The sequence below is a fragment of the Aeromicrobium sp. 50.2.37 genome, assembly GCF_024655735.1.
Classification (GTDB): domain Bacteria; phylum Actinomycetota; class Actinomycetes; order Propionibacteriales; family Nocardioidaceae; genus Aeromicrobium.
Genome location: NZ_JANLGG010000001.1, coordinates 316,697 through 341,899 on the forward strand (window position 1 = coordinate 316,697; position 25,203 = coordinate 341,899).

At 70.7% G+C, this 25,203-nt stretch carries 24 protein-coding genes and 1 pseudogene; 13 read left to right on the top strand and 12 right to left on the bottom strand.

Annotation, left to right across the window (positions count from 1 at the left end; translation table 11 throughout):
* Nucleotides 1-7 precede the first annotated feature (7 nt).
* The 3 genes from NUV38_RS01400 to NUV38_RS01410 are packed head-to-tail and all read left to right on the top strand — an operon-like array spanning nt 8 to nt 3,421.
* Nucleotides 8-1,084 carry a Xaa-Pro peptidase family protein gene (locus tag NUV38_RS01400; RefSeq protein ID WP_257727415.1) on the top strand — a complete coding sequence of 359 codons (1,077 nt, stop codon included), beginning with the start codon at nt 8-10 and terminating at the stop codon, nt 1,082-1,084.
* Between the two features lie 13 nt (nt 1,085-1,097).
* The gene (lnt, locus tag NUV38_RS01405) at nt 1,098-2,594 is read left to right on the top strand and encodes an apolipoprotein N-acyltransferase (RefSeq protein WP_257727416.1); all 1,497 of its coding nucleotides are present in this window, start codon (nt 1,098-1,100) and stop codon (nt 2,592-2,594) included.
* 14 nt (nt 2,595-2,608) lie between these two features.
* A complete protein-coding gene (locus NUV38_RS01410; RefSeq protein ID WP_257727455.1) occupies nt 2,609-3,421 on the top strand; it encodes a polyprenol monophosphomannose synthase in 813 nt (270 codons plus the stop codon).
* 12 nt (nt 3,422-3,433) lie between these two features.
* Here the strand turns inward: NUV38_RS01410 and NUV38_RS01415 are convergent, their stop codons facing one another.
* From NUV38_RS01415 to NUV38_RS01440, 6 genes are all read right to left on the bottom strand, one after another.
* Entirely contained in the window at nt 3,434-3,808 is a 375-nt protein-coding gene (locus NUV38_RS01415) for an RNA polymerase-binding protein RbpA (RefSeq protein ID WP_055968259.1), read from the bottom strand.
* A 62-nt stretch (nt 3,809-3,870) separates the two neighbouring features.
* A complete protein-coding gene (locus tag NUV38_RS01420) occupies nt 3,871-5,196 on the bottom strand; it encodes an MFS transporter (RefSeq protein ID WP_257727417.1) in 1,326 nt (441 codons plus the stop codon).
* Nucleotides 5,193-5,969, bottom strand: a complete 777-nt coding sequence (locus NUV38_RS01425; RefSeq protein WP_257727418.1) for a glycerophosphodiester phosphodiesterase — start codon at nt 5,967-5,969, stop codon at nt 5,193-5,195. The genes NUV38_RS01420 and NUV38_RS01425 overlap by 4 nt, the downstream gene beginning before the upstream one ends.
* A 44-nt stretch (nt 5,970-6,013) precedes the next feature.
* A complete protein-coding gene (locus NUV38_RS01430; RefSeq protein ID WP_257727419.1) occupies nt 6,014-7,549 on the bottom strand; it encodes a UDP-N-acetylglucosamine 1-carboxyvinyltransferase in 1,536 nt (511 codons plus the stop codon).
* Between the two features lie 45 nt (nt 7,550-7,594).
* Entirely contained in the window at nt 7,595-8,548 is a 954-nt protein-coding gene (locus tag NUV38_RS01435) for a DMT family transporter (protein ID WP_257727420.1), read from the bottom strand.
* Between the two features lies 1 nt (nt 8,549).
* Nucleotides 8,550-9,209 (bottom strand): MBL fold metallo-hydrolase, encoded by a 660-nt coding sequence (locus NUV38_RS01440; protein ID WP_257727421.1) that lies wholly within the window; start codon nt 9,207-9,209, stop codon nt 8,550-8,552.
* Nucleotides 9,210-9,264: 55 nt separating this feature from the next.
* Between NUV38_RS01440 and NUV38_RS01445 the strand changes: the two genes are divergently transcribed.
* Entirely contained in the window at nt 9,265-10,173 is a 909-nt protein-coding gene (locus tag NUV38_RS01445) for an alpha/beta hydrolase (protein WP_257727422.1), read from the top strand.
* Between the two features lie 45 nt (nt 10,174-10,218).
* A complete protein-coding gene (locus NUV38_RS01450) occupies nt 10,219-11,013 on the top strand; it encodes an alpha/beta fold hydrolase (RefSeq protein ID WP_257727423.1) in 795 nt (264 codons plus the stop codon).
* A gap of 4 nt (nt 11,014-11,017) precedes the next feature.
* On the opposite strand, the gene NUV38_RS01455 is transcribed toward NUV38_RS01450, so the two are convergent.
* Genes NUV38_RS01455 through NUV38_RS01465 form a run of 3 tightly spaced genes read right to left on the bottom strand, consistent with a single transcriptional unit; the run spans nt 11,018 to nt 13,002 of the window.
* A complete protein-coding gene (locus NUV38_RS01455; RefSeq protein WP_257727424.1) occupies nt 11,018-11,404 on the bottom strand; it encodes a low affinity iron permease family protein in 387 nt (128 codons plus the stop codon).
* A gap of 9 nt (nt 11,405-11,413) precedes the next feature.
* Nucleotides 11,414-12,577, bottom strand: coding sequence for an MFS transporter (locus tag NUV38_RS01460; RefSeq protein WP_257727425.1), 1,164 nt, complete (start codon nt 12,575-12,577; stop codon nt 11,414-11,416).
* Nucleotides 12,574-13,002, bottom strand: coding sequence for a hypothetical protein (locus NUV38_RS01465; protein WP_257727426.1), 429 nt, complete (start codon nt 13,000-13,002; stop codon nt 12,574-12,576). Before NUV38_RS01465 ends, NUV38_RS01460 begins: the two co-directional genes overlap by 4 nt.
* An 88-nt stretch (nt 13,003-13,090) precedes the next feature.
* Here NUV38_RS01465 and NUV38_RS01470 point away from each other — a divergent pair, with 88 nt between their 5' ends.
* Together NUV38_RS01470 and NUV38_RS01475 are read left to right on the top strand one after the other, a co-directional pair.
* A complete protein-coding gene (locus tag NUV38_RS01470; protein WP_257727427.1) occupies nt 13,091-15,445 on the top strand; it encodes an excinuclease ABC subunit UvrA in 2,355 nt (784 codons plus the stop codon).
* Nucleotides 15,438-16,391 carry a DMT family transporter gene (locus NUV38_RS01475; RefSeq protein ID WP_257727428.1) on the top strand — a complete coding sequence of 318 codons (954 nt, stop codon included), beginning with the start codon at nt 15,438-15,440 and terminating at the stop codon, nt 16,389-16,391. Before NUV38_RS01470 ends, NUV38_RS01475 begins: the two co-directional genes overlap by 8 nt.
* On the opposite strand, the gene NUV38_RS01480 is transcribed toward NUV38_RS01475, so the two are convergent.
* Nucleotides 16,375-18,135 carry a GNAT family N-acetyltransferase gene (locus tag NUV38_RS01480; protein ID WP_257727429.1) on the bottom strand — a complete coding sequence of 587 codons (1,761 nt, stop codon included), beginning with the start codon at nt 18,133-18,135 and terminating at the stop codon, nt 16,375-16,377. The genes NUV38_RS01475 and NUV38_RS01480 overlap by 17 nt on opposite strands.
* Before the next feature lie 143 nt (nt 18,136-18,278).
* Between NUV38_RS01480 and NUV38_RS01485 the strand changes: the two genes are divergently transcribed.
* Both NUV38_RS01485 and NUV38_RS01490 read left to right on the top strand, forming a co-directional pair.
* Nucleotides 18,279-19,082 carry an alpha/beta fold hydrolase gene (locus NUV38_RS01485; RefSeq protein ID WP_257727430.1) on the top strand — a complete coding sequence of 268 codons (804 nt, stop codon included), beginning with the start codon at nt 18,279-18,281 and terminating at the stop codon, nt 19,080-19,082.
* A 183-nt stretch (nt 19,083-19,265) separates the two neighbouring features.
* On the top strand, nt 19,266-19,574 hold the full coding sequence (locus NUV38_RS01490) for a hypothetical protein (RefSeq protein ID WP_257727431.1): 309 nt from the start codon (nt 19,266-19,268) through the stop codon (nt 19,572-19,574).
* Nucleotides 19,575-19,607: 33 nt separating this feature from the next.
* Here the strand turns inward: NUV38_RS01490 and NUV38_RS01495 are convergent.
* Nucleotides 19,608-20,114 (bottom strand): annotated as a pseudogene (locus NUV38_RS01495) (hypothetical protein); the annotation flags it as partial.
* A 296-nt stretch (nt 20,115-20,410) separates the two neighbouring features.
* Between NUV38_RS01495 and NUV38_RS01500 the strand changes: the two are divergent.
* Nucleotides 20,411-21,079 carry a TetR/AcrR family transcriptional regulator gene (locus NUV38_RS01500; protein WP_055968287.1) on the top strand — a complete coding sequence of 223 codons (669 nt, stop codon included), beginning with the start codon at nt 20,411-20,413 and terminating at the stop codon, nt 21,077-21,079.
* 27 nt (nt 21,080-21,106) lie between these two features.
* On the opposite strand, the gene NUV38_RS01505 is transcribed toward NUV38_RS01500, so the two are convergent.
* Nucleotides 21,107-22,114, bottom strand: a complete 1,008-nt coding sequence (locus NUV38_RS01505) for an AraC family transcriptional regulator (protein WP_257727432.1) — start codon at nt 22,112-22,114, stop codon at nt 21,107-21,109.
* 131 nt (nt 22,115-22,245) lie between these two features.
* Here NUV38_RS01505 and NUV38_RS01510 point away from each other — a divergent pair, with 131 nt between their 5' ends.
* Genes NUV38_RS01510 through NUV38_RS01520 form a run of 3 tightly spaced genes read left to right on the top strand, consistent with a single transcriptional unit; the run spans nt 22,246 to nt 25,179 of the window.
* Nucleotides 22,246-22,566 carry a 2Fe-2S iron-sulfur cluster-binding protein gene (locus tag NUV38_RS01510; RefSeq protein WP_055968291.1) on the top strand — a complete coding sequence of 107 codons (321 nt, stop codon included), beginning with the start codon at nt 22,246-22,248 and terminating at the stop codon, nt 22,564-22,566.
* Between the two features lie 25 nt (nt 22,567-22,591).
* The gene (locus tag NUV38_RS01515) at nt 22,592-23,980 is read left to right on the top strand and encodes a cytochrome P450 (RefSeq protein ID WP_055968293.1); all 1,389 of its coding nucleotides are present in this window, start codon (nt 22,592-22,594) and stop codon (nt 23,978-23,980) included.
* Nucleotides 23,977-25,179, top strand: a complete 1,203-nt coding sequence (locus NUV38_RS01520; RefSeq protein ID WP_055968294.1) for an NAD(P)/FAD-dependent oxidoreductase — start codon at nt 23,977-23,979, stop codon at nt 25,177-25,179. The genes NUV38_RS01515 and NUV38_RS01520 overlap by 4 nt, the downstream gene beginning before the upstream one ends.
* Nucleotides 25,180-25,203 lie beyond the last annotated feature (24 nt).

Below are 25,203 nucleotides of genomic sequence, written 5' to 3' on the forward strand. Positions count from 1 at the left end.
TCGCCGGGTGACGTCGAGATGGATCCGCGCCCAAGAGCTCGCTCGTGCCCAGTCCGTCGGAGCCGTGCTCGTCACGCCCGGCGCCGACCTGCGCTACCTGACCGGGTACCACGCCAAGCCCCTCGAGCGCCTGACCTGCCTGGTGGTGCCCGCCGAAGGGCCCGCGACCCTCGTCGTGCCGGCTCTCGAGCGGGCCGCCGCGGAGGCCGCCGGGGTCGACGTGGAGATCGCCACCTGGGGCGAGACCGACGATCCGTACGCCCTCGTCGCCTCGCTCCTGCCCGCCGACGCCACCGTGGCGGTGGACAACCAGATGTGGGCCGAGCGCGTGCTGGCCCTGCAGGACCGGTTCGCCCGGGTGAGCCTCGCCGGCCCCCTGCTCACCCAGCTGCGCATGCGCAAGGACACCGACGAGATCGCGGCACTGCGCGACGCGGGCGCCGCCATCGACCGCGTGCACGCTCGCATGGGGGAGTGGCTGCGTCCCGGACGCACCGAGCGCGAGGTCGGCGCCGACATCGCCCGCGCGATCATCGACGAGGGGCACGCGCAGGTCGACTTCGTGATCGTCGGGTCAGGACCCAACGGTGCGTCGCCCCACCACGAGGTCTCCGACCGCACGATCGAGGTGGGCGACCCCGTGGTCGTCGACATCGGCGGCACGACGGCGGCCGGGTACTGCTCGGACTCGACCCGCAACTACCTCGCCGGCGGGAGCGCCCCCACGGAGTACCTCGAGGCGTACGCCGTGCTGGAGGAGGCCCAGCGCGTCCAGCGCGAGCACGCACGACCGGGCGTCACCGCGGAGTCCGTCGACGCCGTGGGCCGTCAGGTCCTCGTCGATGCGGGCCTGGGTGACCTGTTCATCCACCGCACCGGGCACGGCATCGGTACCGAGACGCACGAGGAGCCCTACATCGTCGAGGGCAACGACCTCGTGCTGGAGCCCGGCATGGCGTTCTCCATCGAGCCCGGCGTGTACCTCGAGGGGCGCTTCGGCGCCCGCATCGAGGACATCGCGGTCTGCACCGATGACGGCCTCGAGGTCCTCAACCACGCACCGCGTGCGCTCACGGTCCTGTGAGCCGGTCAGCACGATGAGGTGGTACCTGGCCTCCGTGCTGGCGGCCGTCTCCGGACTGCTCAGCGCAGCAGCCTTCGACCCGTGGTCGGTGCCGTACGCCATGGTCGTCGGCGTGGCCCTGCTCGTCTGGGTGCTGCGCCGCCAGCGGGAGGCTCGCGTGGTCGCGGTGATGACCACGGGCGCGGTCTACGGGCTCGCCTTCATGGCACCACTCATCTGGTGGATGAACGCGGTCAGCAGCGGGGCCTACGTGGCGCTCGTGCTCGCCCAGACCGTGCTGCTGGCCCTCATCGCCCTGCCGCTCCGCGCGGCACTGCGACTGCCCTGGTGGCCCGTGTGGGGCGCCGCTGCCTGGGTGCTGGGCGAGCAGGTGCGTGGTGGCTTCCCGTTCTCCGGCTTCCCGTGGGGGCGGCTCGCCCACACGTCCATCGACACCCCCCTCGCCCCCTACGCTCGCCTCGTCGGGATGCCCGGCACCTCGGCCCTGCTGTTCCTGCTCGCGGCCATGCTGGTCGTGCTCGCCGGCTCCGGCGTCCTGCGTCGGACAGCGGCCGTGGCCGTGGTCGTCGCCGTGCTCGTCGGCGGCCTGTTCCTGCCGACGGGGGTCGCCGACCCCGGCCCTGAGCGACGCATCGCGGCGATCCAGGGCAACACACCGGGCGCCTTCCTCACGTGGCCTCGCGGAGAGATCGGCGAGCTCCACCTCGCCGAGACGAGCAGGCTGGCCGCGGCCGTGGAGTCCGGCAGGACCCAGGCACCGGACCTGGTGATCTGGCCGGAGAACGCGCTCGACGTCGACCCGTACGCCGACGAGGCGCTCGGCGCCCGGATCCAGTCACTGGTGCAGCGCATCGGCGCTCCCATCCTCGTGGGCGCCATCCTCGACGGCGCGACGAACGACACCGCCTACAACGCCGGTGTGGTGTGGAACGGCGACGGCCCCGGCGACGTCTACGTGAAGCGCAAGCTCGTGCCGTACGGCGAGTACGTGCCGTTCCGTCGTGAGCTGGGTGGGCTCGTCCCGCGCTTCGACCGTGACATCCCGCGCGACATGCTGCCGGGGGACCAGGCGGGCGACCTGCAGGCCGGGTCGGTCGTGGTCGGCGACACGATCTGCTGGGACATCGCCTACGACGGCATCGTCGAGGACGCGGTGCGCGGCGGGGCCGAGATGCTCGTGGTCCAGACCAGCAACGCCAGCTTCACCGGCACGTCGCAGCCCGCCCAGCAGTTCAAGATCTCCCGGCTCCGCGCGATCGAGACCGGCCGCTGGGTCGTCGTGCCGTCGACGAACGGCATCAGCGGCATCGTCGACGCAGACGGGCGCGTGGTGGAGCGGGCGCCCACCGAGGAGCCCGCCACCCTGATCGCCGACGTCGGCACGGCCACCGGGACGACCCCGGCCACCGCCGCCGGCCGCTGGCCCGCGCTGGCGCTGAGCTCACTCGGCCTGCTGGGGTGGGTCCTCGGCGTCCTGCACCGCCGTCGCGCGCTCCGGAGGTCGTCGTGACCGTCCTCGTGATCATGCCGACCTACGACGAGGCGGAGAGCCTGCCCGGGACCCTGGAGCGGCTCCGCAGCTGCGTCCCCGACGCCGACGTCCTCGTGGTCGACGACGCCTCGCCCGACGGCACCGGCCGGCTCGCCGACGAGCGAGCCCTGCGCGACCCCGCCGTCCACGTGCTCCACCGCACGGGCAAGGACGGGCTCGGGGCCGCCTACCGGGCCGGCTTCGCCTGGGGCCTCGACCGCGGGTACGACGTCCTGGTGGAGATGGACGCCGACGGCTCCCACCTGCCCGAGGAGCTGCCCGACCTCCTGGCCGCCGTCGCGTCCGCCGACCTCGTGATCGGTTCGCGCTGGGTCCCGGGCGGCTCGGTCGTCAACTGGCCCTGGCACCGACGGATGATCTCGCGCGGCGGCACGATGTACGCCCGGCTCGCACTGGGCCTGCCGGTGCACGACACCACCGCCGGCTTCCGCGCCTTTCGGGCCGACACGCTGCGACGGATCGCCTTCGCGGGCGTCGCCTCGCAGGGGTACTGCTTCCAGATCGACATGACGCGGCGGGTCCACGCGGCAGGGCTGCGGATCGTGGAGGTGCCGGTCACCTTCGTCGAACGTGCCCTCGGACGGTCCAAGATGAGCTCGGCGATCGTGCGCGAGGCGTTGTGGCGCGTGACCCTCTGGGGCCTCGCACGCCGGGTGCCTCGCCGGCTGCGGGTGGGACCGCTCGCCCGGGCCGCCCTGCCCCGCGCCCGTGACGCCGGACCCGGACAGCACGAGACCCCGGTGCATGACCGGGGTCTCGGGGCGGGCGCGGACGGGTCGGGTTGAGCCCGAGGCCCGTCAGGCCGTCTTGCGCTTGCGGCGGTGTAGGTGCGGCGGACCGATCTCGCCGGAGCGCAGCAGCTCCAGGCGCTCGGTGAGGATCTCCTCGAGCTCGGACTCCGAGCGTCGCTCCAGCAGCATGTCCCAGTGGGTACGCGCTGCCTTCTCCTCCTTCTTCGCCGGCTCCGCGACGTCGGCCTGCTTGCCGATGCGGCCGGTCTTCGGGTCCTCCCACTCGTAGGGGACCTCGGCCTCGACCGACATGGTCACCGTGAAGGTGTGTCCGTCGTCGCAGACGTACTCGATCTCCTGACGAGGGGCCATCTCGACCCCGCGCTCGTCCTCGAAGCTCTGGGCACCCAGCCGGGCCCCGCGCAGTGCTCGTTCAGCCATGGGTCACTCCTCTCATCGGTACCAACGTAGGGCACCCCCTTGAGATTCCCCTGAGTACGACCTCACCGCACCTCGAGTGCCCGGTCGCGGACCTGGGGAGCGACCAGGAACAGCGCCGCGAGCCCCGCGGCGAGGACCACGAGGATGCCGACGATGCCCCACCGGTCGTCACCACCGATGAAGGCGAAGAGCCCGAAGAGCGCGGGGGACAGGAACGACGCGGCGCGTCCGGTCATGGCGTAGAGGCCGAAGTTCTGGCCCTCCTTGCCGACCGCCGTCAGCCGCACCAGGTAGGTGCGGGACGCCGACTGCGCAGGACCGACGAACAGGCACAGGAGCAACCCGAAGATCCAGAACCCGGTGCTGCCCTCGACGAACAGCAGCACCGTGCCCACGACCATCATCGACACCAGCGAGAACACCACCACGCGACGCGGTCCGCTGCGGTCGTCGAAACGACCGGCGAGGATCGCACCGCCCGCCGCGGCCACGTTGGCCACGATGCCGAACGGGATCACGGTCTCGTCGGTGAAGCCGTACACGGACACGGCGATGACCGCGCCGAAGGTGAAGACCCCGGCCAGGCCGTCGCGGTAAAGGGCGCTGGCGATGAGGAACTTGAGGGTCTCGCGGTCGTCGCGCCACATGGTCCGCACCTCGGCGAACAGCACCCGGTAGGAGTCGACGAAGCCGGTGCGGGGCAGCGGGCTCGCCTCGGCCGGAAGCTCGGGCACGAACAGCAGCACGGGCAGCGCGAACACGAGGAACCAGACGGCGGACACGATCGCCACGAGCCGGATGTTCAGCCCGTCGTCGGTCGTCACGCCCAGGAGACCACCGTCGCCACTGATCAGCCCGACGAACACGATGATCAGCAGCACGATGCCGCCCAGGTAGCCGAAGCCCCAGCCCAGCCCGGACACCCGGCCCACGGTCTCGGGGGTCGACACCTGACGGAGCATGGCGAAGTAGGGGACCTGCGCCAGCTCGAACAGCACGATGCCCAGCGAGATCAGGAGCAGACCGAGCCACAGGTAGTGGTAGTCCTCCTTCACGAAGAACATGAGGGCCATCAGGACGACGACGGCACCTGTGAGCAGGGCCAGGGAGCGCTTGCGCCGCCCACCCGCGTCGGACCGCTGCCCGAGGACGGGGGCGAGCACGGCGATCACGAGGGAGCCTGCCGCGATCGACCACGCCAGCCAGGTGCTGGCCGACACGGGCCCGGGCAGGTCCTTGCCGACGCCGTCGGTCAGGTAGACCGAGAACACGAACGTCACGATCACGGCGTTGAACGCGGCCGAGCCCCAGTCCCAGAAGGACCACGCCAGGACCTGGCCCCGGCTGGTGCTGCGAGCGACCGCGTCGCCGGGGTGTGTGCTGCTCATCGTGGCCAGGCTCCTCGTTCGGTCAGCACGTCGCGCAGGACGTCGGGACGGTCGGTGACGATGCCGTCGACGCCGATGTCGAGCAAATATCGCATCTCGTCGGGGTCATCGACGGTCCACACGTGCACCTGCAGACCGGTCGCGTGGGCGTGGCGGACGAATCGCGGCGTCACGACCGTCACGGGTCCCCGGCGCACCGGCACCTGCAGGCAGTGGACACCGCGCCGGGCGGCATGCCGGCGGATGGCCGCGACGGGGCCCAGCCGCAGCGCCGCGACCTCGAGCGGCCCGGCCGAGCGAGCGGCCTCGGGGCAGAGCCGCCGGAGGTGGTCCAGACGACGACCGGAGAACGACGCGAGGCAGACCCGCTCCTGCGCCCCGGCAGCACGGATGACCTCGACCGTCGGGACGACGGCGGCGTCGGACTTCACGTCGATGTTGAACCGCGCGTCCGGGAAGGCCTCCAGCAAGGTCGACAGGCGCGGAACCGGCTCCTGGCCGACCACCCGCACGGCGTCGACCTCCTCGGCCGTCAGGTCGGCCAGGGGCGTGTCGACCCCGGTCAGGCGACCCAGGTGCTCGTCGTGGAGGGCGTAGACGACGCCGTCCCGCGAGGCGTGCACGTCGGTCTCGAGGTAGCGGTACCCGAGCGCGACCGCGTTGGTGAACGCTGCCAGCGTGTTCTCCAGGCCCCCGTTCACCGGGAGGAGGGCTCCACCGCGGTGGGCCAGGGCCAGGGGGAGGGGCGCGTCGAGGTACGGGTGGCTGGACACCACCTCACGCTAGCGCCCGCGAGGTCCGCGGGACGCCCGCGCGATCAGATGTCGCGGAACGTCTCGATCTGCGCGCCGAGCGCGTTCAGCCGCTCGGCCAGGTCCTCGTAGCCACGGTTGATGACGTACACGCTGCGCAGCACCGAGGTGCCTTTGGCGGCCAGCATGGCGAGCAGGATAACGACGGCCGGACGCAGTGCCGGCGGGCACACGATCTCGGTCCCGCTCCAGTGGGTCGGGCCGTCGACCAGGACGCGGTGCGGGTCGAGCAGCTTGACCCGCGCCCCCAGCTTGTTGAGCTCGGTCAGGTAGATCGCACGGTTCTCGTAGACCCAGTCGTGCAGCAGGGTCTGACCCTCGGCCGTTGCGGCGATGACCGCGAAGAACGGCAGGTTGTCGATGTTGAGCCCCGGGAACGGCATCGGGTGCACCTTGTCGATCGGTGCTCGCAACGACGAGGGGTGGGTGGTGATGTCGACGAGACGGGTCTGGCCGTTCTCGGCCGGGTACTCCTCGCTCCGGTCGTACTGGAGTCCCATCTCCTCCAGGAGGGCGAGCTCGATCTCCATGAACTCGATCGGGACGCGACGCACCGTGATGCTGGACTGCGTGACGATCGCGGCGGCGATCAGGCTCATCGCCTCGATCGGGTCCTCGCTCGGCGCGTAGTCGACGTCCGTGTTGATCTTCGGCTTGCCAGTGACCCGCAGGGTCGTGGTGCCGATGCCTTCGATGCCGACGCCGAGCTTCTCGAGGAAGAAGCAGAGGTCCTGGACCATGTAGTTGGGGCTCGCGTTGCGGATCACGGTCACGCCGTCGAAGCGGGCGGCGGCCAGGAGCGCGTTCTCGGTGACGGTGTCGCCGCGCTCGGTGAGCACGATCGGGCGCTCCGGCCCGACGCCCCGGGCGGCGTCGACGTGGTAGCTGCCCTCGGTGGCCACGACCTTGAGCCCGAACGGTCGCAGCGCCGTCATGTGCGGCTCGACGGTGCGCGTGCCGAGGTCGCAGCCACCCGCGTAGGGCAGCTCGAACTGCTCCACGCGGTGCATGAGCGGCCCGAGGAACATGATGATGCTGCGGGTGCGCCGGGCCGCGGCCTCGTCCATGGCCGCGAGGTCCAGCTCGGCCGGCACGACCAGCTCGAGGTCGCCCTCGTCACCCAGCCAGCGGGTGCGCACACCTATGGAGGACAGCACCTCCAGGAGCCGGTTGACCTCCTCGATCCGCGCGACCTTGCGCAGGATCGTCGTGCCCTCGTTGAGCAGCGACGCGCAGAGCAGCGCCACACCGGCGTTCTTGCTGGACTTGACGTCGATCGAGCCCGAGAGCCGCGTGCCGCCCTTGACCCGCAGGTGGCTCGGGCCGGAGGTGCCGACGCTGACGATCTCGGAGTCGAGCGCGGTGCCGATGCGCGCGATCATCTCGAGGGTCAGGTTCTGCTGGCCCTTCTCGATCCGGTTGACCGCGCTCTGGCTGGTGCGCAGCTGCGTGGCCAGCTCGGTCTGCGTGAGACCGCTGTGCTGACGCGCGTCGCGGATGAGGGTGCCGATCCGGGCGAGGTAGTCGTCTCGTGAAGTCACCGGACCACACTATCTCAGTTGTGAGATAAGACAACGACGGTCAGGTCACGTCCGTGCAGGCCGCCGTGCGACGAGCGCCACGACCACGCCGAGCACGGCCAGCACCCCGCCGAGCAGGCCCAGCGGAGACACCGCGACGTCGGGATCGACCACCTCGACCACCTCGGCCGCGACGACCTGGCCGGCGATCGAGCACAACCCCAGCACGAGGACCCCGTGGATCTGCACGGCCACGGCGGAGATGGCGATGAAGCCGACCCCGAGGACGCCGCCGACGTAGTACCACCACTGCGTGGGGAAGCCGTCGATCCTGCCGGGGACGGCCAGGCTCACCACGAGCAGCACGAGGAGGGCGGCCGTGCCGACCACGAAGTTGTTCCACGTCGTCGCGAGGGGACCGCCGACCGCCGACACCCGGCCGTTCAGCGCCTGCTGCACCGCCTGCAGGCAGCCGGCCACCAGCGCCAGGGTCGCCAGCAGGAGGGAGAGCCCGAGTTCGGTGCCGTCGAGGTCGCCGAGCACCTTGACCGTGACCGCGGCGACGGCGAACAGGGCCGCGATCGCCCGCGGTCGGGAGGCAGCCTGCCGGCCGCCCGGTCCGAGCCCCACGTGGTCGACCACGAGGGAGGCCACCGACTGACCGGCCGTGAACGCCACGATGAACAGCGCCACACCGATGATGCCGACGGCGATGCCCTGGCTCGCCACGAAGAGCGCCCCGCCGAGCCCGCCGAGCAGCTCGACCGGCCGCAGCCTGCGGAGCCGCAGGGCGTCGCGCACCCGCAGCAGCCCGGCGCGTCGGCGCGGGTGCGACAGGACCACGAGCGTGAGGACGAGGAACCCACTGCCGAAGCTCACGACCGCGGCCAGGGCGCCGGCGCGCAGACCGTCCCCGAGCTGGCCGGCGAGCGAGCCGTTGACGCGCGACTGCAACGTGACGAGCGCACCGACGAGCAGCATCAGCGGGACCGTCAGGGCCCGCAGGAGGGGACGTTCCACCTCAGGCGTCGAGGGTGTCGCCGGGCGCGAGGCGGTGCGCGTGCTCGGCGTCGACCCCACCGTGGTTCACGGCGTGATTCCAGTACAGGTCGTACGCGACGTCGGCGATGGTCGCGTCGTGAATGGGCAGGAAGCCACGCGGCGCGACGCCGGACAGGAAGGCCACCGTGTCGCTGATCCTCGCCCAGGGAGCGCTGAGGGGCAGCGCCAGCAGGTCGACCCCGGTCGGGGTCGACTCGTAGGAGTCGCCGGGGTGGAAGAGGGTCGTCGTCCCCCCGTCGGTGCTCGGGCCCTCCACGAGCACGCCGACGTTCGCCACGACCGGGATCGAGGGCAGGATCGTGGCGTGCTGCGCACCGACGCCCGTGAGGGTGATGTCGCCGACCTGCGTGACCACGCCGTCGGCGTGCGCGCGCCACGGTCCACCCTGCTGCTCGACGGTCTCGGGATCGGCCAGAAAGACCGCCCCCGGGCTGGCGGCCACGACGTCGGCGGCGCGCGCCGGGTGCAGGTGGTCCGGGTGCTGGTGGGTGACGACCACGGCGTCCAGGTCGCTCAGCTCGAAGGCGGCGTCGAGGCTGAACGCGCCCGGATCGACGAGCACTCTCGCCTCCGACGTCTCGAGCAGGAGGGCGGCGTGTCCGAGTCTCGTGATCCTCACACGCCCATGATGCACCTGCGCCGATCCGGACGCAGCGCGGTGTCGAATGGCTCACATGGGCTGGTACGCGGACGCCACGGCGCTCCTGATGAACCTCACCGCACCGTTGACGGTGCGCTACGGCGATGCCCTGCAGATCTCCGGCGCCGACGTCGAGGACCCCGAGACCTGGCGCGTGCCCACCCGGCACGGGACGGTCCGCTGCTTCGTCTACCGACCCACGGCGGGCCGGCACGCGGCACGCTCCGTGACCGCACCGACGGCGCCCGGCGTCTACGTGCACCTGCACGGCGGGGCCTTCCTCATGCGGCACGCGGCGATGGATGACTTCTTCGCCCGGCACGTCGTCGCCACGACGGGTGCGGCCGTGGTGAACGTCGACTACGACGTGGCACCGCGACACCGGTACCCGGTCGCGCACCACCAGGCGCACGACGTGGTCGAGTGGGTCGCCCAGAACGCGGGGACGCAGGGGCTCGACGGGCGCCGTCTCGTGGTCGGCGGCTTCAGCGCCGGGGGGAACCTCGCCGCGTCGGCCTGTCTGCAGGCCCGCGACCAGGGGCACCAGCCGGCGCGCCTGCAGCTGCTCGGCGTGCCGTCCCTCGACGTCTCGACGACCCGCAAGCCCGCCACGGTGCCGCGCCCGATGATCAGCGAACGGACCGTCCGGCTCGTCCGCGCGACGTACTTCAAGGACGCCTCACGTCGCAGCGAGCCGTACGCGTCACCCCTGCTCGCCGACGACCTGCACGGGCTGCCCCCGGCGCTCGTCGTCACCGCCGAGCACGACGCGCTGCGGACGGAGGGGGACGCGTACGCCCGACGTCTCGCCGAGGTGGGCGTCCCGGTGGAGCACCACGTCGTCCCCGGTCAGGACCACTACTTCCTCGACCCGGCGGACCTGCGCCAGGCGCGTCGCTGGATGGACCTCATGGCCGACGCGATCGCACGGGCGCTCCGCTAGGACGGCACGTGCGGACGGTCCGCACCGTCGCTCTACCCTGGGTCCGTGACCGACGCCATCTACGCCCGCGAGGTCGGCGACACGGGGGAGCGGGTCGTGTTCCTGCACGGACTGTTCGGCCAGGGCCGCAACTTCACGCAGGCGGCGAAGGCGCTGCAGCCGGAGCTGCGCTCGCTCCTCGTCGACCTGCCCAACCACGGCCACTCCGCGTGGACCGACTCGGTCGACTACGTGGACGTGGCCGACCAGGTGGCGACGTTCCTGCGCGAGGGGTGGGCGTCGGACGGTCGCACCCACGTCGTGGGGCACTCCATGGGCGGCAAGGTCGCCATGGTGCTGGCCCTGCGTCACCCGGACCTCGTGGACCGACTCGTCGTCGTCGACATCGCCCCCGGTCCCAGCGACGGTGCCGGGGAGTTCGAGCACCTGCTGGACAGCCTGGCCTCGCTCGACCTCGACACGCTGGAGCGGCGCGGTGACGCCGACGACCGGCTGCGCGGTCGGATCGACAACGACACGGTGCGCGGGTTCCTCCTGCAGAACCTGCGCTCGATCCCTCCGAGCGAGGGCGGAGGGTTCCGCTGGATGGCGAACCTGGCCCTCCTGCGCCGGGACCTGCCGGTCATCGGCGGCTTCCCCGGGATCGACGCGACCTTCGACCGGCCCGTCCTCTGGCTCGCGGGGGAGCGGTCGGACTACGTCGGCGACGACGACGCCGACCGCATGCGCACCCTGTTCCCTCGCACCCGCCTCGCGACGATCAAGGGCGCCGGCCACTGGGTGCACTCGGAGAAGCCGGACGCCTTCGTGTCGGCGCTGCGGACCTTCCTGCTGGCCTGAGCCGTCAGTGCCGGTCCTCGAGACCGACCGCGTCGCGCAGGCGCTGCACCGACTCACCCAGCCGCTCGTCGTCGCGCGCTCGTGACTCCATCAGGTCGGCCAGCGCCTCGGCCAGCACGTTCAGCTTCTCCTGCGAGGCCTCCTCGGCCCGCCGTCCGGCGTTCTCCAGGAGGGCAAGAAGCAACAGCGACTGGACGCTGGCGACGGTGTGGATCGCGACCTGCCAGGCCTTGAGGTCGGCCCAGAGCGGCAGGCTCACCGCCCACGCCACCACGATGCCGGCGCACACCAGGAAGAACGGTGCCCGGGTGACCACCGACTCCGCCGACTCCACGAAGCGGTCGAAGACGGACCGGTCGTCGCCGCCGCGGGCGGCCTCCTCTGTACCCATGTCCGCACGCTAGGGCGTGCGGCGCTCCCGCGCAGCAGGAACGACGAGCGCCGACGGGACCAGCAGGGCGGCCACCACGAGCAGCGCCTGGAGCGTGCCGGAGTGCTCGCCGACGAACCCGACCAGGGGCGGACCGGCCAGGAAGGCGGTGTACCCGATCGTGGAGACCACGCTGACCCGGGCCGCGGCGCGGCGTGGGTCGTCGGCCGCGGCGCTCATGCCGACGGGGAACCCGAGCGAGGCGCCCAGTCCCCAGAGGAGGATGCCGACGACCGCGAGCGCGGGGACGGGCGCCAGCACGGTGAGGAGCACGCCGACGAAGGCCAGCGCCATCGTCGACCAGAGCACCGTCACCCGACCGTGGCGGTCGAGCAGCGCCGGGCCCACCACCCGGCCCAGCGTCATCGCCGTGACGAAGGCACCGAAGCCGAGCGCGCCGGCCCAGTCCGGCACGTCGTAGCCGTCGACCAGGGCCACCGCCAACCAGTCGTTGGCCGTGCCCTCGGTGAAGGCGAGGGCCAGCACCATCAGGCCGATGAGCAGCGTGCGCGGCTCGGTCCAGGCCGACGCCGAGGGGGCGCCCTGCGGATCCTCACCGTGGTCCTCGTGGCCGGGCAGGAACGCCCTGACCGCTGCGAGCGCCCCCACGAGACCGATCGCGCTGGTGACCGCGAGGTGGACCACCAGGTCGAGGTCCAGCGCCGCGGCACCGGCGCCCAGCCCCGCACCGACCACGGTGCCGAGGCTGAAGCCGGCGTGGAAGCGGGGCATCACCGTGCGGCCCATGTGCTGCTCGACCCGGGCACCGTGCAGGTTCATCGCCACGTCCCAGGCGCCGATGCCGAAGCCCATGAAGGCCATCGGCACCGCGGCGGCGAGCGCGACGCCCGACTCGGCTCCGGCGGCCGCCGCGGTCTGCGCCACGGCGACGACCACCGCGGAGACGGCGACCACGCGGGCGGCGCCGAACCGGTCGCACAGGGCTCCGGCGAGCGGGAGGCCGGTCAGCGACCCCGCAGAGATGGCGAGCAGCAGGAGACCGAGCTGGGCAGGGGACAGCCCGAGCGCGTCGCGGACCGCGGGGAGCCGCGCCATCCAGCTGGCGAACATGAACCCGTTGAGGGCGAAGACGACGGCGACGGCGTTGCGCGCCGCTCGGACGGCGGCGGTCACGTGTCGCGCTCGGGACCGGACCGCGCCGCTCGTGGCCAGGCTCCGAGGGACCACAGCGCCCACAGCACCAGCAGCGGCTGGAAGAGCAGGCGGACGAGTCGCGCACGGTCCGTGTCGAGACCGAAGGCGTCGACGCCCTCCACGTACTGCGCGACGTTGCCCGGGAAGACCAGGACGAACAGCGTCGCGACGAGCAGCCCGACCAGCGGCCGCCGTGCTGCCGGGGCCAGCAGCACCGCGAGGCCGAGGACCAGCTCCACCGCACCCGACGCGAGCACGGTGACGTCCTCGTCGATCGGGAACCACGAGGGAACCTGCGCGCGGAACTCCTCGCGCGCGACGACGTGCGCCACCCCGGCGAGGACGAGGAAGGCGCCGAGCAGCACGCGGGCGACGTGCTGGGCCACACGGTGGGGAGTACTCACCGCACGAGGATGCCAGGTGGCCCGCCGCGGCTCCGATGCTGGGCGCGGACGGCGTCCGGCGGTCCCGTGGATCGCTAGCCTGGGCCCCATGGCCCACACCGCCGACACCCACGACGTCATCCGCGTGCAGGGCGCCCGCGAGAACAACCTCCAGGACGTGAGCGTCGACCTGCCCAAGCGTCGGCTCACCGTGTTCACCGGGGTGTCGGGCTCGGGCAAGAGCTCGCTCGTGTTCGGCACGATCGCCGCGGAGTCCCAGCGCCTCATCAACGAGACCTACAGCGCGTTCCTGCAGGGGTTCATGCCGTCGCTCGCGCGGCCCGAGGTGGACCACCTCGAGGGGCTGACGACGGCGATCATCGTCGACCAGGAACGCATGGGCGCCAACCCGCGGTCCACCGTCGGCACCGCCACCGACGCCAACGCGATGCTGCGCATCCTGTTCAGCCGCCTCGGCGACCCGTTCGTGGGCCCGCCGACCGCCTTCGCGTTCAACGTGCCCACCCGCACCGCCAGCGGCGTGATGCAGACCGAGAAGGGCGGCCGGATCGAGAAGCGCGTGGCGCGCAAGGAGGTCTACCTCGGCGGCATGTGCCCCCGCTGCGAGGGGATGGGGGCGGTCAACGACTTCGACCTGACCGCCATCTACGACGCGGAGAAGACCCTCGCCGACGGCGCCCTGCTCGTCCCCGGCTACAGCATGGACGGCTGGTACGGCCGCATCTTCTCCGGTGCCGGCCTGCCGATGGACACGCCGGTGGGGGAGTTCACGCAGGACCAGCTGCAGACGCTCCTGCACGGCGAGCCGACCAAGATCAAGGTCGACGGGGTGAACCTCACCTACGAGGGCGTCCTGACCAAGGTCAGGAAGTCGATGCTGAGCAAGGACCTCGAGGCCATGCAGCCGCACGTGCGTCGGTTCGTGGAGCGCGCGGTCACGTTCACGACCTGCCCCGACTGCGACGGCACCCGGCTCACGCCCGAGGCACTCTCCTCGCGCATCCGGGGCAGGAACATCGCCGACCTGTGCTCGATGCAGGTCAGCGACCTGGCCGAGTGGCTGCGCGAGCTGGACGAGCCGTCGGTGGCACCGCTGCTCAAGGGCCTGCAGCACCTGCTCGACTCCTTCACCGACATCGGCCTGGGCTACCTCTCGCTGGAGCGCCCCGCCGGCACGCTGTCGGGCGGCGAGGCGCAGCGGACCAAGATGATCCGGCACCTCGGGTCGTCGCTGACCGACGTCACCTACGTCTTCGACGAGCCGACGATCGGCCTGCACCCGCACGACATCGAGCGGATGAACCGGCTGCTCGTGCAGCTGCGCGACAAGGGCAACACGGTGCTCGTCGTCGAGCACAAGCCCGAGACGATCGCCATCGCCGACCACGTCGTCGACCTCGGACCCGGAGCCGGCTCCGGCGGGGGGACCATCTGCTTCGAGGGTGACGTCGCCGGCCTGCGGGCCAGCGACACCGTGACCGGCCACCACCTCGACGACCGCACCCGGGTCAAGGACACCGTCCGTCGACCCTCCGGCCACCTGGAGGTCCGCGGCGCCGACACCCACAACCTGCAGGGCGTCGACGTCGACGTACCGCTGGGCGTGCTCTGCGCCGTGACCGGCGTGGCCGGCTCGGGCAAGAGCTCCCTCGTGCACGGCTCGATCGCCGGGCGTGACGGGGTCGTCGTCATCGACCAGGGCGCCATCAAGGGGTCCCGGCGCAGCAACGCCGCCACCTACACGGGCCTGCTCGAGCCGATCCGCAAGGCGTTCGCCAAAGCCAACGGGGTGAAGCCGGCGCTGTTCAGCGCCAACTCCGAGGGCGGCTGCCCCACCTGCAACGGCGCCGGCGTGATCATCACCGAGCTGGGCGTCATGGCGACCGTCGAGTCGCCGTGCGAGGAGTGCGAAGGGCGTCGGTTCCGCACGGAGGTGCTCGAGCACACCCTCGGGGGCAAGGACATCGCCGAGGTGCACGAGATGTCGATCATCGAGGCGGAGGCGTTCTTCGCCGAGGGGGAGGGGCGCGTCCCCGCGGCCCAGAAGATCCTCGCGCGCCTCGTCGACGTCGGCCTGGGCTACCTGACGCTCGGGCAGCCGCTCTCCACCCTCTCCGGCGGAGAACGCCAGCGGCTGAAGCTGGCCGCGCAGATGTCGGACGGCGGAGAGGTGTACGTGCTCGACGAGCCCACCACCGGCCTGCACCTCGCCGACGTCGAGAACCTGCTCGGGCTGCTCGACCGGCTCGTCGACGACGGCCGCTCGGTCGTCGTGATCGAGCACCACCAGGCCGTGATGGCGCACGCCGACTGGATCATCGACCTCGGTCCGGGCGCGGGCCACGAAGGTGGCCGTGTGGTCTTCGAGGGGACCCCGGCCGACCTGGTCGCTGCCCGCGCCGGTCTGACCGGGCAGCACCTGGCCGACTACGTCGATGCCTGAGGGCGCACCCCGAGGCCGGGCCGTCGGCGCGATCGTCCTCGCCGCCCTGTGCTTCGCGACCACCGGGACCGCGCAGGAGCTGGCCGACGTGGCCGGGTCGCCCGTCGCCGTGGGTCTGGCCCGCATCGCCCTGGGCGGCACCCTCCTGGCCCTGGGCGCGACGTGGCTGTCCCGGGGCCGGGCGACCGCCGTCGCTCCACCGCCTCACACCGGCGCGAGGGTGCCGACCTGGGTGGTCGTCGCCACCGGCGCCGGGGGAGTCGTGGCCTACCAGCCCACGTTCTTCGAGGGCACGGCCCGCAACGGCGTCGCCGTGGGCACCGTCGTGGCACTCGGGTCCGCACCGGTCGTGACGGGCGCGCTCGAGGCGGTGCTGCGTCGTCGTGTGCCCGGCGTCCGGTGGGGCGTGGCGACGGCTCTCGGCATCGCCGGCGTGGTGCTGGTGTCGGGCCTCGCGTCGGGGTCGGCGGTCGCGGGCTCCGCCGTGGTGTGGTCCGTCGGGGCCGGTGCCTCCTACGCGCTGTACACGCTCGCGGCGAAGGAGCTGCTCGGCCGCGGATGGTCGTCGGGCCGCACCATGGGGGTCCTGTTCGGCACGGCCGGCCTCGTCAGCCTTCCGGCCCTCGTGCTGCTGGCCGGTCCGTGGCTCTGGAGCGGCGCCGGCGTCCTGCTGGTGCTGTGGCTCGGCGTGGTCACCACGGCGGTCGCGTACCTGCTGTTCGGCTGGGGACTCGCACGCCTGCCCGCCGCCGACGTCGCCACGCTGACGCTCGCCGAGCCGCTCTGCGCCACGGTGCTGGGTGTCGTCGTGCTGGGGGAGCGGGTCGGCGCCGTCGCAGGCCTCGGCCTCGTGGTGCTGGCGTGCGGCCTCGCGGTGCTCGCCACCGCTCGCGCCGATCCGTCACGACCCGCCCAGGGCCGGTCCGGTCTCAGAGCGGACGCTTGAGCCCCAGGTGGCTCGCCTCGTACCCGAGGCGCTCGTAGAACCGGTGGGCGTCGACGCGCGACGCGTCGGTCGTCAGCTGGCTCAGCACGGCACCGCGGGCACGTCCGTGCTCGTGCGCCCACTCCAGCAGGGCACCACCGAGCCCTCGGCCGCGCCATGGTGACGCCACGCGCACGGCCTCGATCTGCAGCCGGGTGGCGCCGCCACGCGACAGCCCCGGGATGACGGTCAGCTGCGCGGTGGCCGCCACCGTGTCGCCGTCGCGCACGACCACGAGCAGCTGGGACGGGTCGCGCACCAGGGCGTCGTAGGCGTCCTCGTAGGCGGTCGCGTCGGCCAGCTCGCGCGTCGCGCCGATCGGGTCGTCCGCGAGCAGCGCGAGGATCGCCGGCACGTCGTGCCGCTCGGCCCGTCCCACCCGCAGCAGCGCACCGTCGACCTCCAGCGTCGCCCCGGCGTCGCGCGCTGCTCGGCGGATCTCCTCGACGGCCTCGTCCAGCCATCCTCCGACGCTCGCCCGCGCCTGCTCGGTGTCGGGGTAGCGGCACCGCAGGTGCATCCCCGCCTCGTCGAGCACGAACCAGACCATGACGCCGTCGGTGCGCCCGGCCGCGCTCACGTACTGCGCCTCGAGCCCGACGTGGTCGACGTGCACCGGCAGCCGCCGCAGGTCCAGCCACGAGATCGCGAACATCCCCGGCGACTGCGGCATGCCGCCCCAGGGCGCGAACACGTCCTCGAGCGGCCACGAACCGAGGCCGATGGCCTCCTTCACGGCCGCGGCGCACGCCACGGGGTCGGCGTCGGGGGAGTCGAGGACGGCGTTGGTGATGAACCAGCCGACCGAGTCGTGCCACGTGTCCTCGTACCGGCTGTGGACCGGGAACACGGCGCGCAGGGGAGCGTCGGCCAGGTCGCGGGTGACCTGGGTCAGGGCCGAGGTCACGAGCGCGAGCGTCGACACGCTGCGGGCGCGCGCCCCTCGCGACAGCCAGGCGAGCGCGTCGACGTCGAGGACGTCACGCAGCTCGACCCGCTCGGGAACCGGTCGATCCACGTCGCCCAGCGGGAGCGGGAAGCGCGGCATGGTGTCGCCGCACGCCTCGATGATGTCGTTCCAGCGCTCGCGCACCGACTGCGGTGCGCGCTCACGCTCGACGAGCGCGGCGGTGTGGTCGGCGAACGGTCGCGCCGGAGCCGCGTCGTCGAGGGTTCCGGCGAGCGCGCGCTGCAGGTCCCGCACGACGACCAGCAACGACCACATGTCGACGTGTGCGTGGTCCGCGGCGACCACGACGGTGGGCCGGTCGTGCGACTCGACCACGCACAGCCGGTGCGAGGGCGACGAGAACGGCGTGCAGTGCTCGTCGAGCACCCCACGGATCGCGTCGCTGAGCCGCGTGCCGGGACCCACCGGGTGCTCCCGCCACCGCCCGGGCCCCAGCTCGACCTCGTGCAGCGTGGGACCGGCGTCGGGCTCGTCGGAGGAGGCGGGGGAGAAGACCGTGCGGAGCGTGCCGTGGCGCCGGACCACCGACAGCCAGGCCGCGGCCAGCGTGTCGCGGTCCACGTCGGGCGGGCGGAAGGTGATCGCCATCCACGACCCGGCGCGGTCGCCCAGGCCCACGTGGCGAGCCTGGTCGAACGAGATCGGCAGCTGCTCGCCGACGGGTCCGACGTCGAGGTCGTAGCCCACGATGCGACCGAACGGCAGCCGGAGGTGGGCCACATGGGTCAGCCGCATGCGGCTCACTCTAGGCCGCTCGAGTCACCGGTCAGGGCAGGCGCGTGTCGGCTCGGTCACACGTGGGGTCGCGCCGGCGCTCGGAGCGTCCCGGTCGTCGTAGCCTGGGTCGTCAGGGGAGCCGAGCACGAGGAGCAGCCACCGTGTCGTCGTTCGCGGTACCAGGGGCCACGCTCGACTTCGACGTGACCGGTGCGGACGGGCCTGCGGTGGTGGCGCTGCACGGCCTCACGTCGAGCCGTCATCGCGAGGCGGTCCTGGGGCTCGACGTCGCCGGTGGGCTCGAGGGCGTGCGGCTCCTTCGCTACGACGCCCGTGGGCACGGTCGGTCCACCGGGCGCGACCGCATCGGCGACTACTGCTGGCCGCAGCTGGCCGAGGACCTCCACCTGCTCGTCGAACACGTGTTCGGTGGGGAAGTGGTGCACGGGATCGGGGCCTCCATGGGCACGGGGACGCTCCTGCACGCCGCCCTCGGCGACCCGGCCAGGTTCGCGACCCTCACGCTGATGATCCCGCCGACCGGCTGGCGGACCCGCGCGTCGAAGGCGTCGGAGTACGAGTGGGCGGCGCGGCTCGTCGAGTCCAGCGGCGTGGCGGCCTGGATGGCCGCCGGCGCAGGCGCTCCGCAGCCTCCGGCGACCCGTGGGCGTCCTGACACCCTGCCCGACGTGCCACCGAGCCTGCTCCCGACGGTGCTGCGCGGCGCGGCGTCGTCGGACCTGCCGTCCAGGTCGTCCCTGACGACGCTGGACGTCCCGACACTGGTGCTGGCGTGGACGGCCGACCCGGCGCACCCGCTGGAGACCGCCGACGAGCTCGGCGCCGTCCTGCCGCACTGTCGCAGCGTCGTGGCGGAGGATCCGGACGACGTGCGCGGGTGGGCGAGCGAGCTGGCCGACCACGTCGGCGCAGTGGCCCCGACAGGCCCCTCTCGCCCACTCTAATTGCGCTCCGATAATGCACATTATGTCAAGTAGTGGACATCGTGGCACGCCTCACGGCGCCCAGTGCTGTCAGTTGTCAGGAAAGGTGTCATTTTGCCAAGTTGGTTGTCATCTTTTGCCAACTAGTTGTCATGTGCGATTCGCTCTGAGCGTCGACGGCTGATCTCGATCAAGGATCTCGGCATGTCGAGAACATTCCGCACCGACGCTCAGCTGGCCTTGGACGTCGCGGCGCACACCGCCCGCCAGAACGCCGATCGCGGCGCGTGGTCCGATCCCCGAGCCGACGCACACATGCCCGATCCCCCGTTCCCAGATCCGGACAATCCGGTCCTGGACTACTTGGTCCGGACGGCCGAGGCATCCCTACGTCGCGGCGAGAACATTCAACTCACCCTGGTCCACCTGGCTGTGCACGCTTGGTTTGAAGGCGGTGTCGCAGGATACGACCGAGGACGCGGCGACACGGCGCACGACCCAGATAGCGCTTGACGTGGGACCGCCGCTCCCCCATCAAACCCGCCGCTATGGTTGAACCAACGACTCTCGACAGTTCTGTCTTCGACCTTTGCCCCGCATATGACGTGCCGACGATGTGGTGGAACAGCACGCCAGTGCGTGCCAGGCGCACAGGCCCTCGATCCCGACCTGCGCCGCGGTGTACCGCTCGAGCCAGTCGCGAGCCTCGTCGACGCCGGCGGTCTGGGGCACAAGCTGGATCGGCGGCCGCACATCGGCCAAAAGCTCCTTGAGCACGTGCCGGCGATCGCGCAGGATGTGCGCGCGCCGGTCGACGCCATCGCTCTGCAGGACGTCGAACGCCATGAACGTCGCTGGCGGCCGAGACCCGACACGACGGGTGGCGCCGCGTGAGGCGAGCTGGCGCTGCAGCTCGCCGAAGTCGAGCGCCCCATCACCCCACACGACGAGTTCACCGTCCAGGACCGTGCCGGCCGGCAACATCGCGGCCGCCGCGTCCGCGACGTCGGGGAAGCCGCTCGTAATGTCGTGACCGCGTCGCGACTGAATCCGGCACCGCCCGCCCGGGTACCTATCCGGTGTCGGTCGTGGCGCCGCGCTCGGTGGTCGTCTCGGGGTTCAACAGCGCAGCCTCGGGGCGGCGCTCACCCAAGTCCGTAATCGGTCCTTTGCGGCGTTCGGCACCGAAGGGAGTCGGTAACCCGCGCCAGAACCGTTCGAGGTTTCAGGGGCCGAAAGTTTCGGCGCTAGGTTTTCGGACACACCAGTGTCTTCGAATGACCATCGATGCATCGCTAGTTTCCGCTCGAGTCACTGTCGACGGATGAACAATCGCCTAGGATTTGTCCATGCCCACGCCGCTTCGGGAGTCGTACCGAGCCCATCTGCGGAGACGTGCTTTGGAGGCGGCGTACGTCGAGACCGTGGCAAAGGGCTGGGACAAGGTCCGGGTGGGACACATTGCGATCCTGATCGGTGCCCCGCGCGCCATGTTGTACAAGGAGTTCGGCGACAAGCAGGCGCTGGGTGAAGCGCTGGTCCTTCACGAGGCCGACCGTTTCCTTGCGGGGATCAAGAATCTTCTGGCGTCGTACCCGACCGACGCCGCGGGCGGCATCCAGGCGGCGGTTCAGTACACCTTGACCGAGGCGGAGAGGAGCCCGTTGTTGCGGGCAGTCCTCGTCTCACACCGCGATCCGGCGCTGGAGACCAGCGCTCTCGACGCCCGCAAGGGCATGCTGCCCCTCATCACGACCTCAGGGCGTCTGCTCGACGTCGCAAGCGATGCCCTGGCGGCTTGGATGCATCAGCAGTTTCCTCAGCTTGACGTCGTCGACGTCCAGAACGCGACCGACGCCCTCGTCCGACTTGCCGTCAGCCACCTCGCCCTCCCGGGCGCGGATGCCGAGGCCACGGGCCAGCAGATCTCCGAGGTGGCACTTCGGTACCTCGGACTGCGTCGATCGGAGCCCGCCGACGCGCCCCGACGTGTCGACCCCACCGTCACCGTCCGCTGACCAGACATATCCGGCAGGGCCCGGGTATCACCGAACTTCCTGCTCGCGCTGGAACTGACGCGGAGACTTCCCGGTCCATCGCTTGAACGCGTGCGAAAAGTTGGCAAGGTCGCTGTAGCCAAGGTCGCTGGCAATCTCGCTCACCGTCGCCGTTCGCTCCAGCAGACGCAGTACCGCCCGCTCTCGCAGGGAGGTCTCGCGCAGCTCACGGAAGGTGGTTCCCTCACCGGCAAGTCGCCGCTTGAAAGTGCTGGCCGACATCGACAGCTCATCGGCGACCGATCGGCTGCTTCTCAGGACGTCGCCCTCATCCACCAGAAGCCTCACGGTCCGTGAGAACGACAGAGGCCCATTCCGGAGCTCGAGAGCCTTCTCGAGCTCGGCGATCGCGTGCCGGTAGGCGATCGGATCGGAGAACCGACAAACCTCGCTCAGGGTCTCAGCAGGTACCCGGAGGAATGAGATCGGGGCATCGAAAGCCAGCTGGCCACTCAGCACATCCGGATGACCGGCCAGGTCTGCAGGCGCCGACCAAGCCAGGTGCAGCGTGACGGCCGACATGTCACCGACGAGCAGCTTCAGCAGTCGCACGAGTGCCGATCCGCAATAAGTGATCACCAACCGATCCAGGTCCGGATCACCGGTATGTCCGGTGAAACCGACGGTCAGACCGTGATCGGAGTGATGCAGCTGAGGACTGAGAGCGGTCGAAATCAACGGCAGGTAGGTCAGCAGCTCCACGATCTCCGCGACCGAGCCTGCACTGACCAACGGCAGGCTCAGTGGCCCGAAGGTGGTCAATTGAGCCTGCGCCGCGCACGCACGTCCGAGATGGGTGGCTTGGGCGGAGTCAAGTGCCGGATACACCTCTCGAAACCAGCGCAGCGGCGCCTGGACATCGCGTTCGACCATCGTCGACTCGCTGACTCCCTCGCGAGCCATGACGCGGCGAAACCGCGCGACGGCGTCCGGCTCCAGCGCTTCGCCCGCGAGCAGCTGCACGAATGCAAGCGGCGGCACGCACGGCTCGACCATATTCACCCTCTCGTCTCTTCGTGAGCCGAAATCACAAGGTATTGACTTCGGTGACCATAGCCACCGCTGTCGGACCCGGCAACACTCTTATGAAGTTCATCACGCCCGGGACAGTTCTTCAGGAGACTCACATGGCAGTTGTCACCTTCGTGTCGCACGACGGCGAGAAGTACGAAGCCCCGCTGGAGGAGGGCCAGTCGTTGATGCAGGTCGCGGTCAACGAGGCAATCCCGGGCATCGACGGGGACTGCGGCGGAGAGGCTGCCTGCGGGACCTGTCACGTGGTCGTCGACCCCCAGTGGTCCGAGCAGGTCGGCCTGTCCGGAGCTGAAGAAGAAGCAATGCTCGCGATGAACCCCGAGCGGCAGCCGACTTCCCGGCTCGCGTGCCAGATGTCGGTCTGCCCCTCGTGGGACGGCTTGACCGTCAAACTGCCCGAATTTCAGCTGTGACGACGAGAGAGACGGAAGCCACGCCATGAAGATCTCAGAAGCCATCTCCACCAGGGTCCAGTCGACCATCCCGGTCGACCGCCAGATCCAGGGTGCGCACCTCTACGACAAGACCCGCCGTTGGGTGACCGGCACGAACGGCCAGAAGATGTTCGTCGAGGAGCCGATCCCCCCGGTGGAGGACGTGGAGCTGACCGACATCGACGTCAGCAACCCGTTCATGTACCGCCAGGGACGCTGGCTCTCCTACTTCGAGCGGCTGCGCAAGGAGGCTCCGGTTCACTACCAGGCGAACAGCCCGTTCGGACCGTTCTGGTCCGTCACCCGCCACGCCGACATCGTGGCTGTCGACAAGAACCACGACGCCTTCTCCGCCGAGCCGTTCATCATCATCGGCACGCCGCCGCGTTTTCTCGACGTCGAGATGTTCATCGCGATGGACCCTCCCCGACACGACCTCCAGCGAGCAGCTGTCCAAGGTGTCGTCGCCCCGAAGAATCTTCGCGAGATGGAGGGGCTCATCCGATCACGCGTCCAGGAGGTCCTTGACGAGTTGCCCGTGGACCAACCGTTCGACTGGGTCAGCAACGTCTCGGTCGAGCTCACCGCGCGGATGCTTGCCACGCTGCTGGACTTTCCCTACGAGCAGCGCCACAAGCTGGTCGAATGGTCAGACCTCGCGTCCTCGATGGAGCAGGCCAACGGTGGCCCCTCCGACAACGACAAGGTGTTTCGCGGCATGCGGGACGCGGCGCTCGGTTTGAGCGCCCTCTGGCGCGACAAGGCCGCGCGGACTGCCGCTGGCGAAGCTCCCGGCTTCGACCTGATCACGATGCTGCAGAGCAACGAGGACACCAAGGACCTGATCGATCGCCCAATGGAATTCCTTGGCAACCTCACGCTGCTGATCGTCGGCGGCAACGACACCACCCGGAACTCGATGAGCGGAGGAGTCCTGGCGCTCAACCGATTCCCCGACCAGTTCGAGAAGCTGAAGGCGAATCCCGACCTGATTCCCAACATGGTCTCGGAGATCATCCGCTGGCAGACCCCGCTCGCGTACATGCGCCGTATCGCCAAGAAGGACGTCGTGCTCAACGGCCAGTTCATCCGCAAGGGCGACAAGGTCGTCATGTGGTACGCCTCCGGAAACCGCGACGAGGCGCTGTTCGACCGCGCCGACGACCTGATCATCGACCGAGCCAACGCGCGCAACCACATCTCGTTCGGCTTCGGCGTCCACCGCTGCATGGGGAACCGGTTGGCCGAGCTGCAGCTGAAGATCCTCTGGGAGGAGCTGCTGCCGCGCTTCGAGAACATCCAGGTCGTCGGCGAACCGGAATATGTGCAGTCGAACTTCGTGCGAGGCATCAGCAAGCTGATGGTCCAGCTCACACCGAAGACCAGCACATGACACTGCCCCGAGCGGTGATCGTCGGGGCGAGCCACGCCGGAGCACAGCTCGCGGCCAGTCTGCGCCAGGAGAAGTGGGACGGAGAGATCATCCTCATCGGCAACGAGTCGGCGTTGCCCTACCAACGACCCCCATTGTCGAAGGCCTACCTCTCCGGCAGGAGCACGCTCGAAGACCTAGCGATCCGAAGCTCCGAGTTCTACGCCAAGCAGGACATCAAGCTGATGGACGTCACGGTCGAGGCGATCGACCGTTCGGCGGGACAGCTTGGGCTGAGCAACGGGCAGACCCTGACCTTCGACAAGCTCGCGCTGTGCCTCGGCGCTCGCGCCCGGCGACTTCCGGCGCCAGGGGCCGATCTGGCGGGAGTCTTCTACCTGCGCACAGCCGCCGATGTCGAACTGATCCGGGACGCCGCCACCACTGCCCGTCGCGCAGTCATCGTCGGAGGCGGCTACATCGGACTCGAGACGGCCGCCTCGCTTCGGACCCTCGGTCTGGAGGTGACCGTCTTGGAGGCCACCGAGCGGGTCCTCGAGCGCGTCACGGCGCCCGCAGTCTCGGCGTTCTTCGATCGCATCCACCGCGAAGAGGGGGTCACCATCCGGACCGGAGCTCTCGTCCACGCACTCGCCGGCGACGTCCAGGTCCGCGAGGTGGTCCTGTCCACGGGCGAATCGATCCCCGCCGACCTGGTCATCGTCGGAATCGGTGTCGAACCGAACGTCGAGCTTGCCGCAGCAGCAGGCCTGACCGTGGACAACGGCATCCTGATCGACTCGCAAGCACGCACGAGCGATCCGGACATCGTGGCCGCTGGCGACTGCGCCAGCGGCGACATTGCCCGATACGGCCGCCGGATTCGTCTGGAGTCAGTGTCGAGCGCGGGCGAGCAGGCCAAGGTGGCCGCGGCGACGATGTGCGGCAAATCCAAGGAGATCGCCGCTCTGCCATGGTTCTGGTCGGATCAGTACGATCTCAAGCTCCAGATCGCCGGCCTCAACACTGGGTATGACGAGGTGATCCTGAGCGGCGACCCGGCGTGCGACCGCGACTTCGCCTGCTTCTACCTGCGCGAGGGCGAGCTCATCGCCGCCGACTGCGTCAACCGGCCGCGCGACTTCATGTTCAGCAAACGAGCCATCACTCAGCGAACTCCCGTGCATCGGGAGGAGCTCCTCGGCCTGTCCGTCGGTTGAGGTGGCGCCCCGACGTTCAGCGGC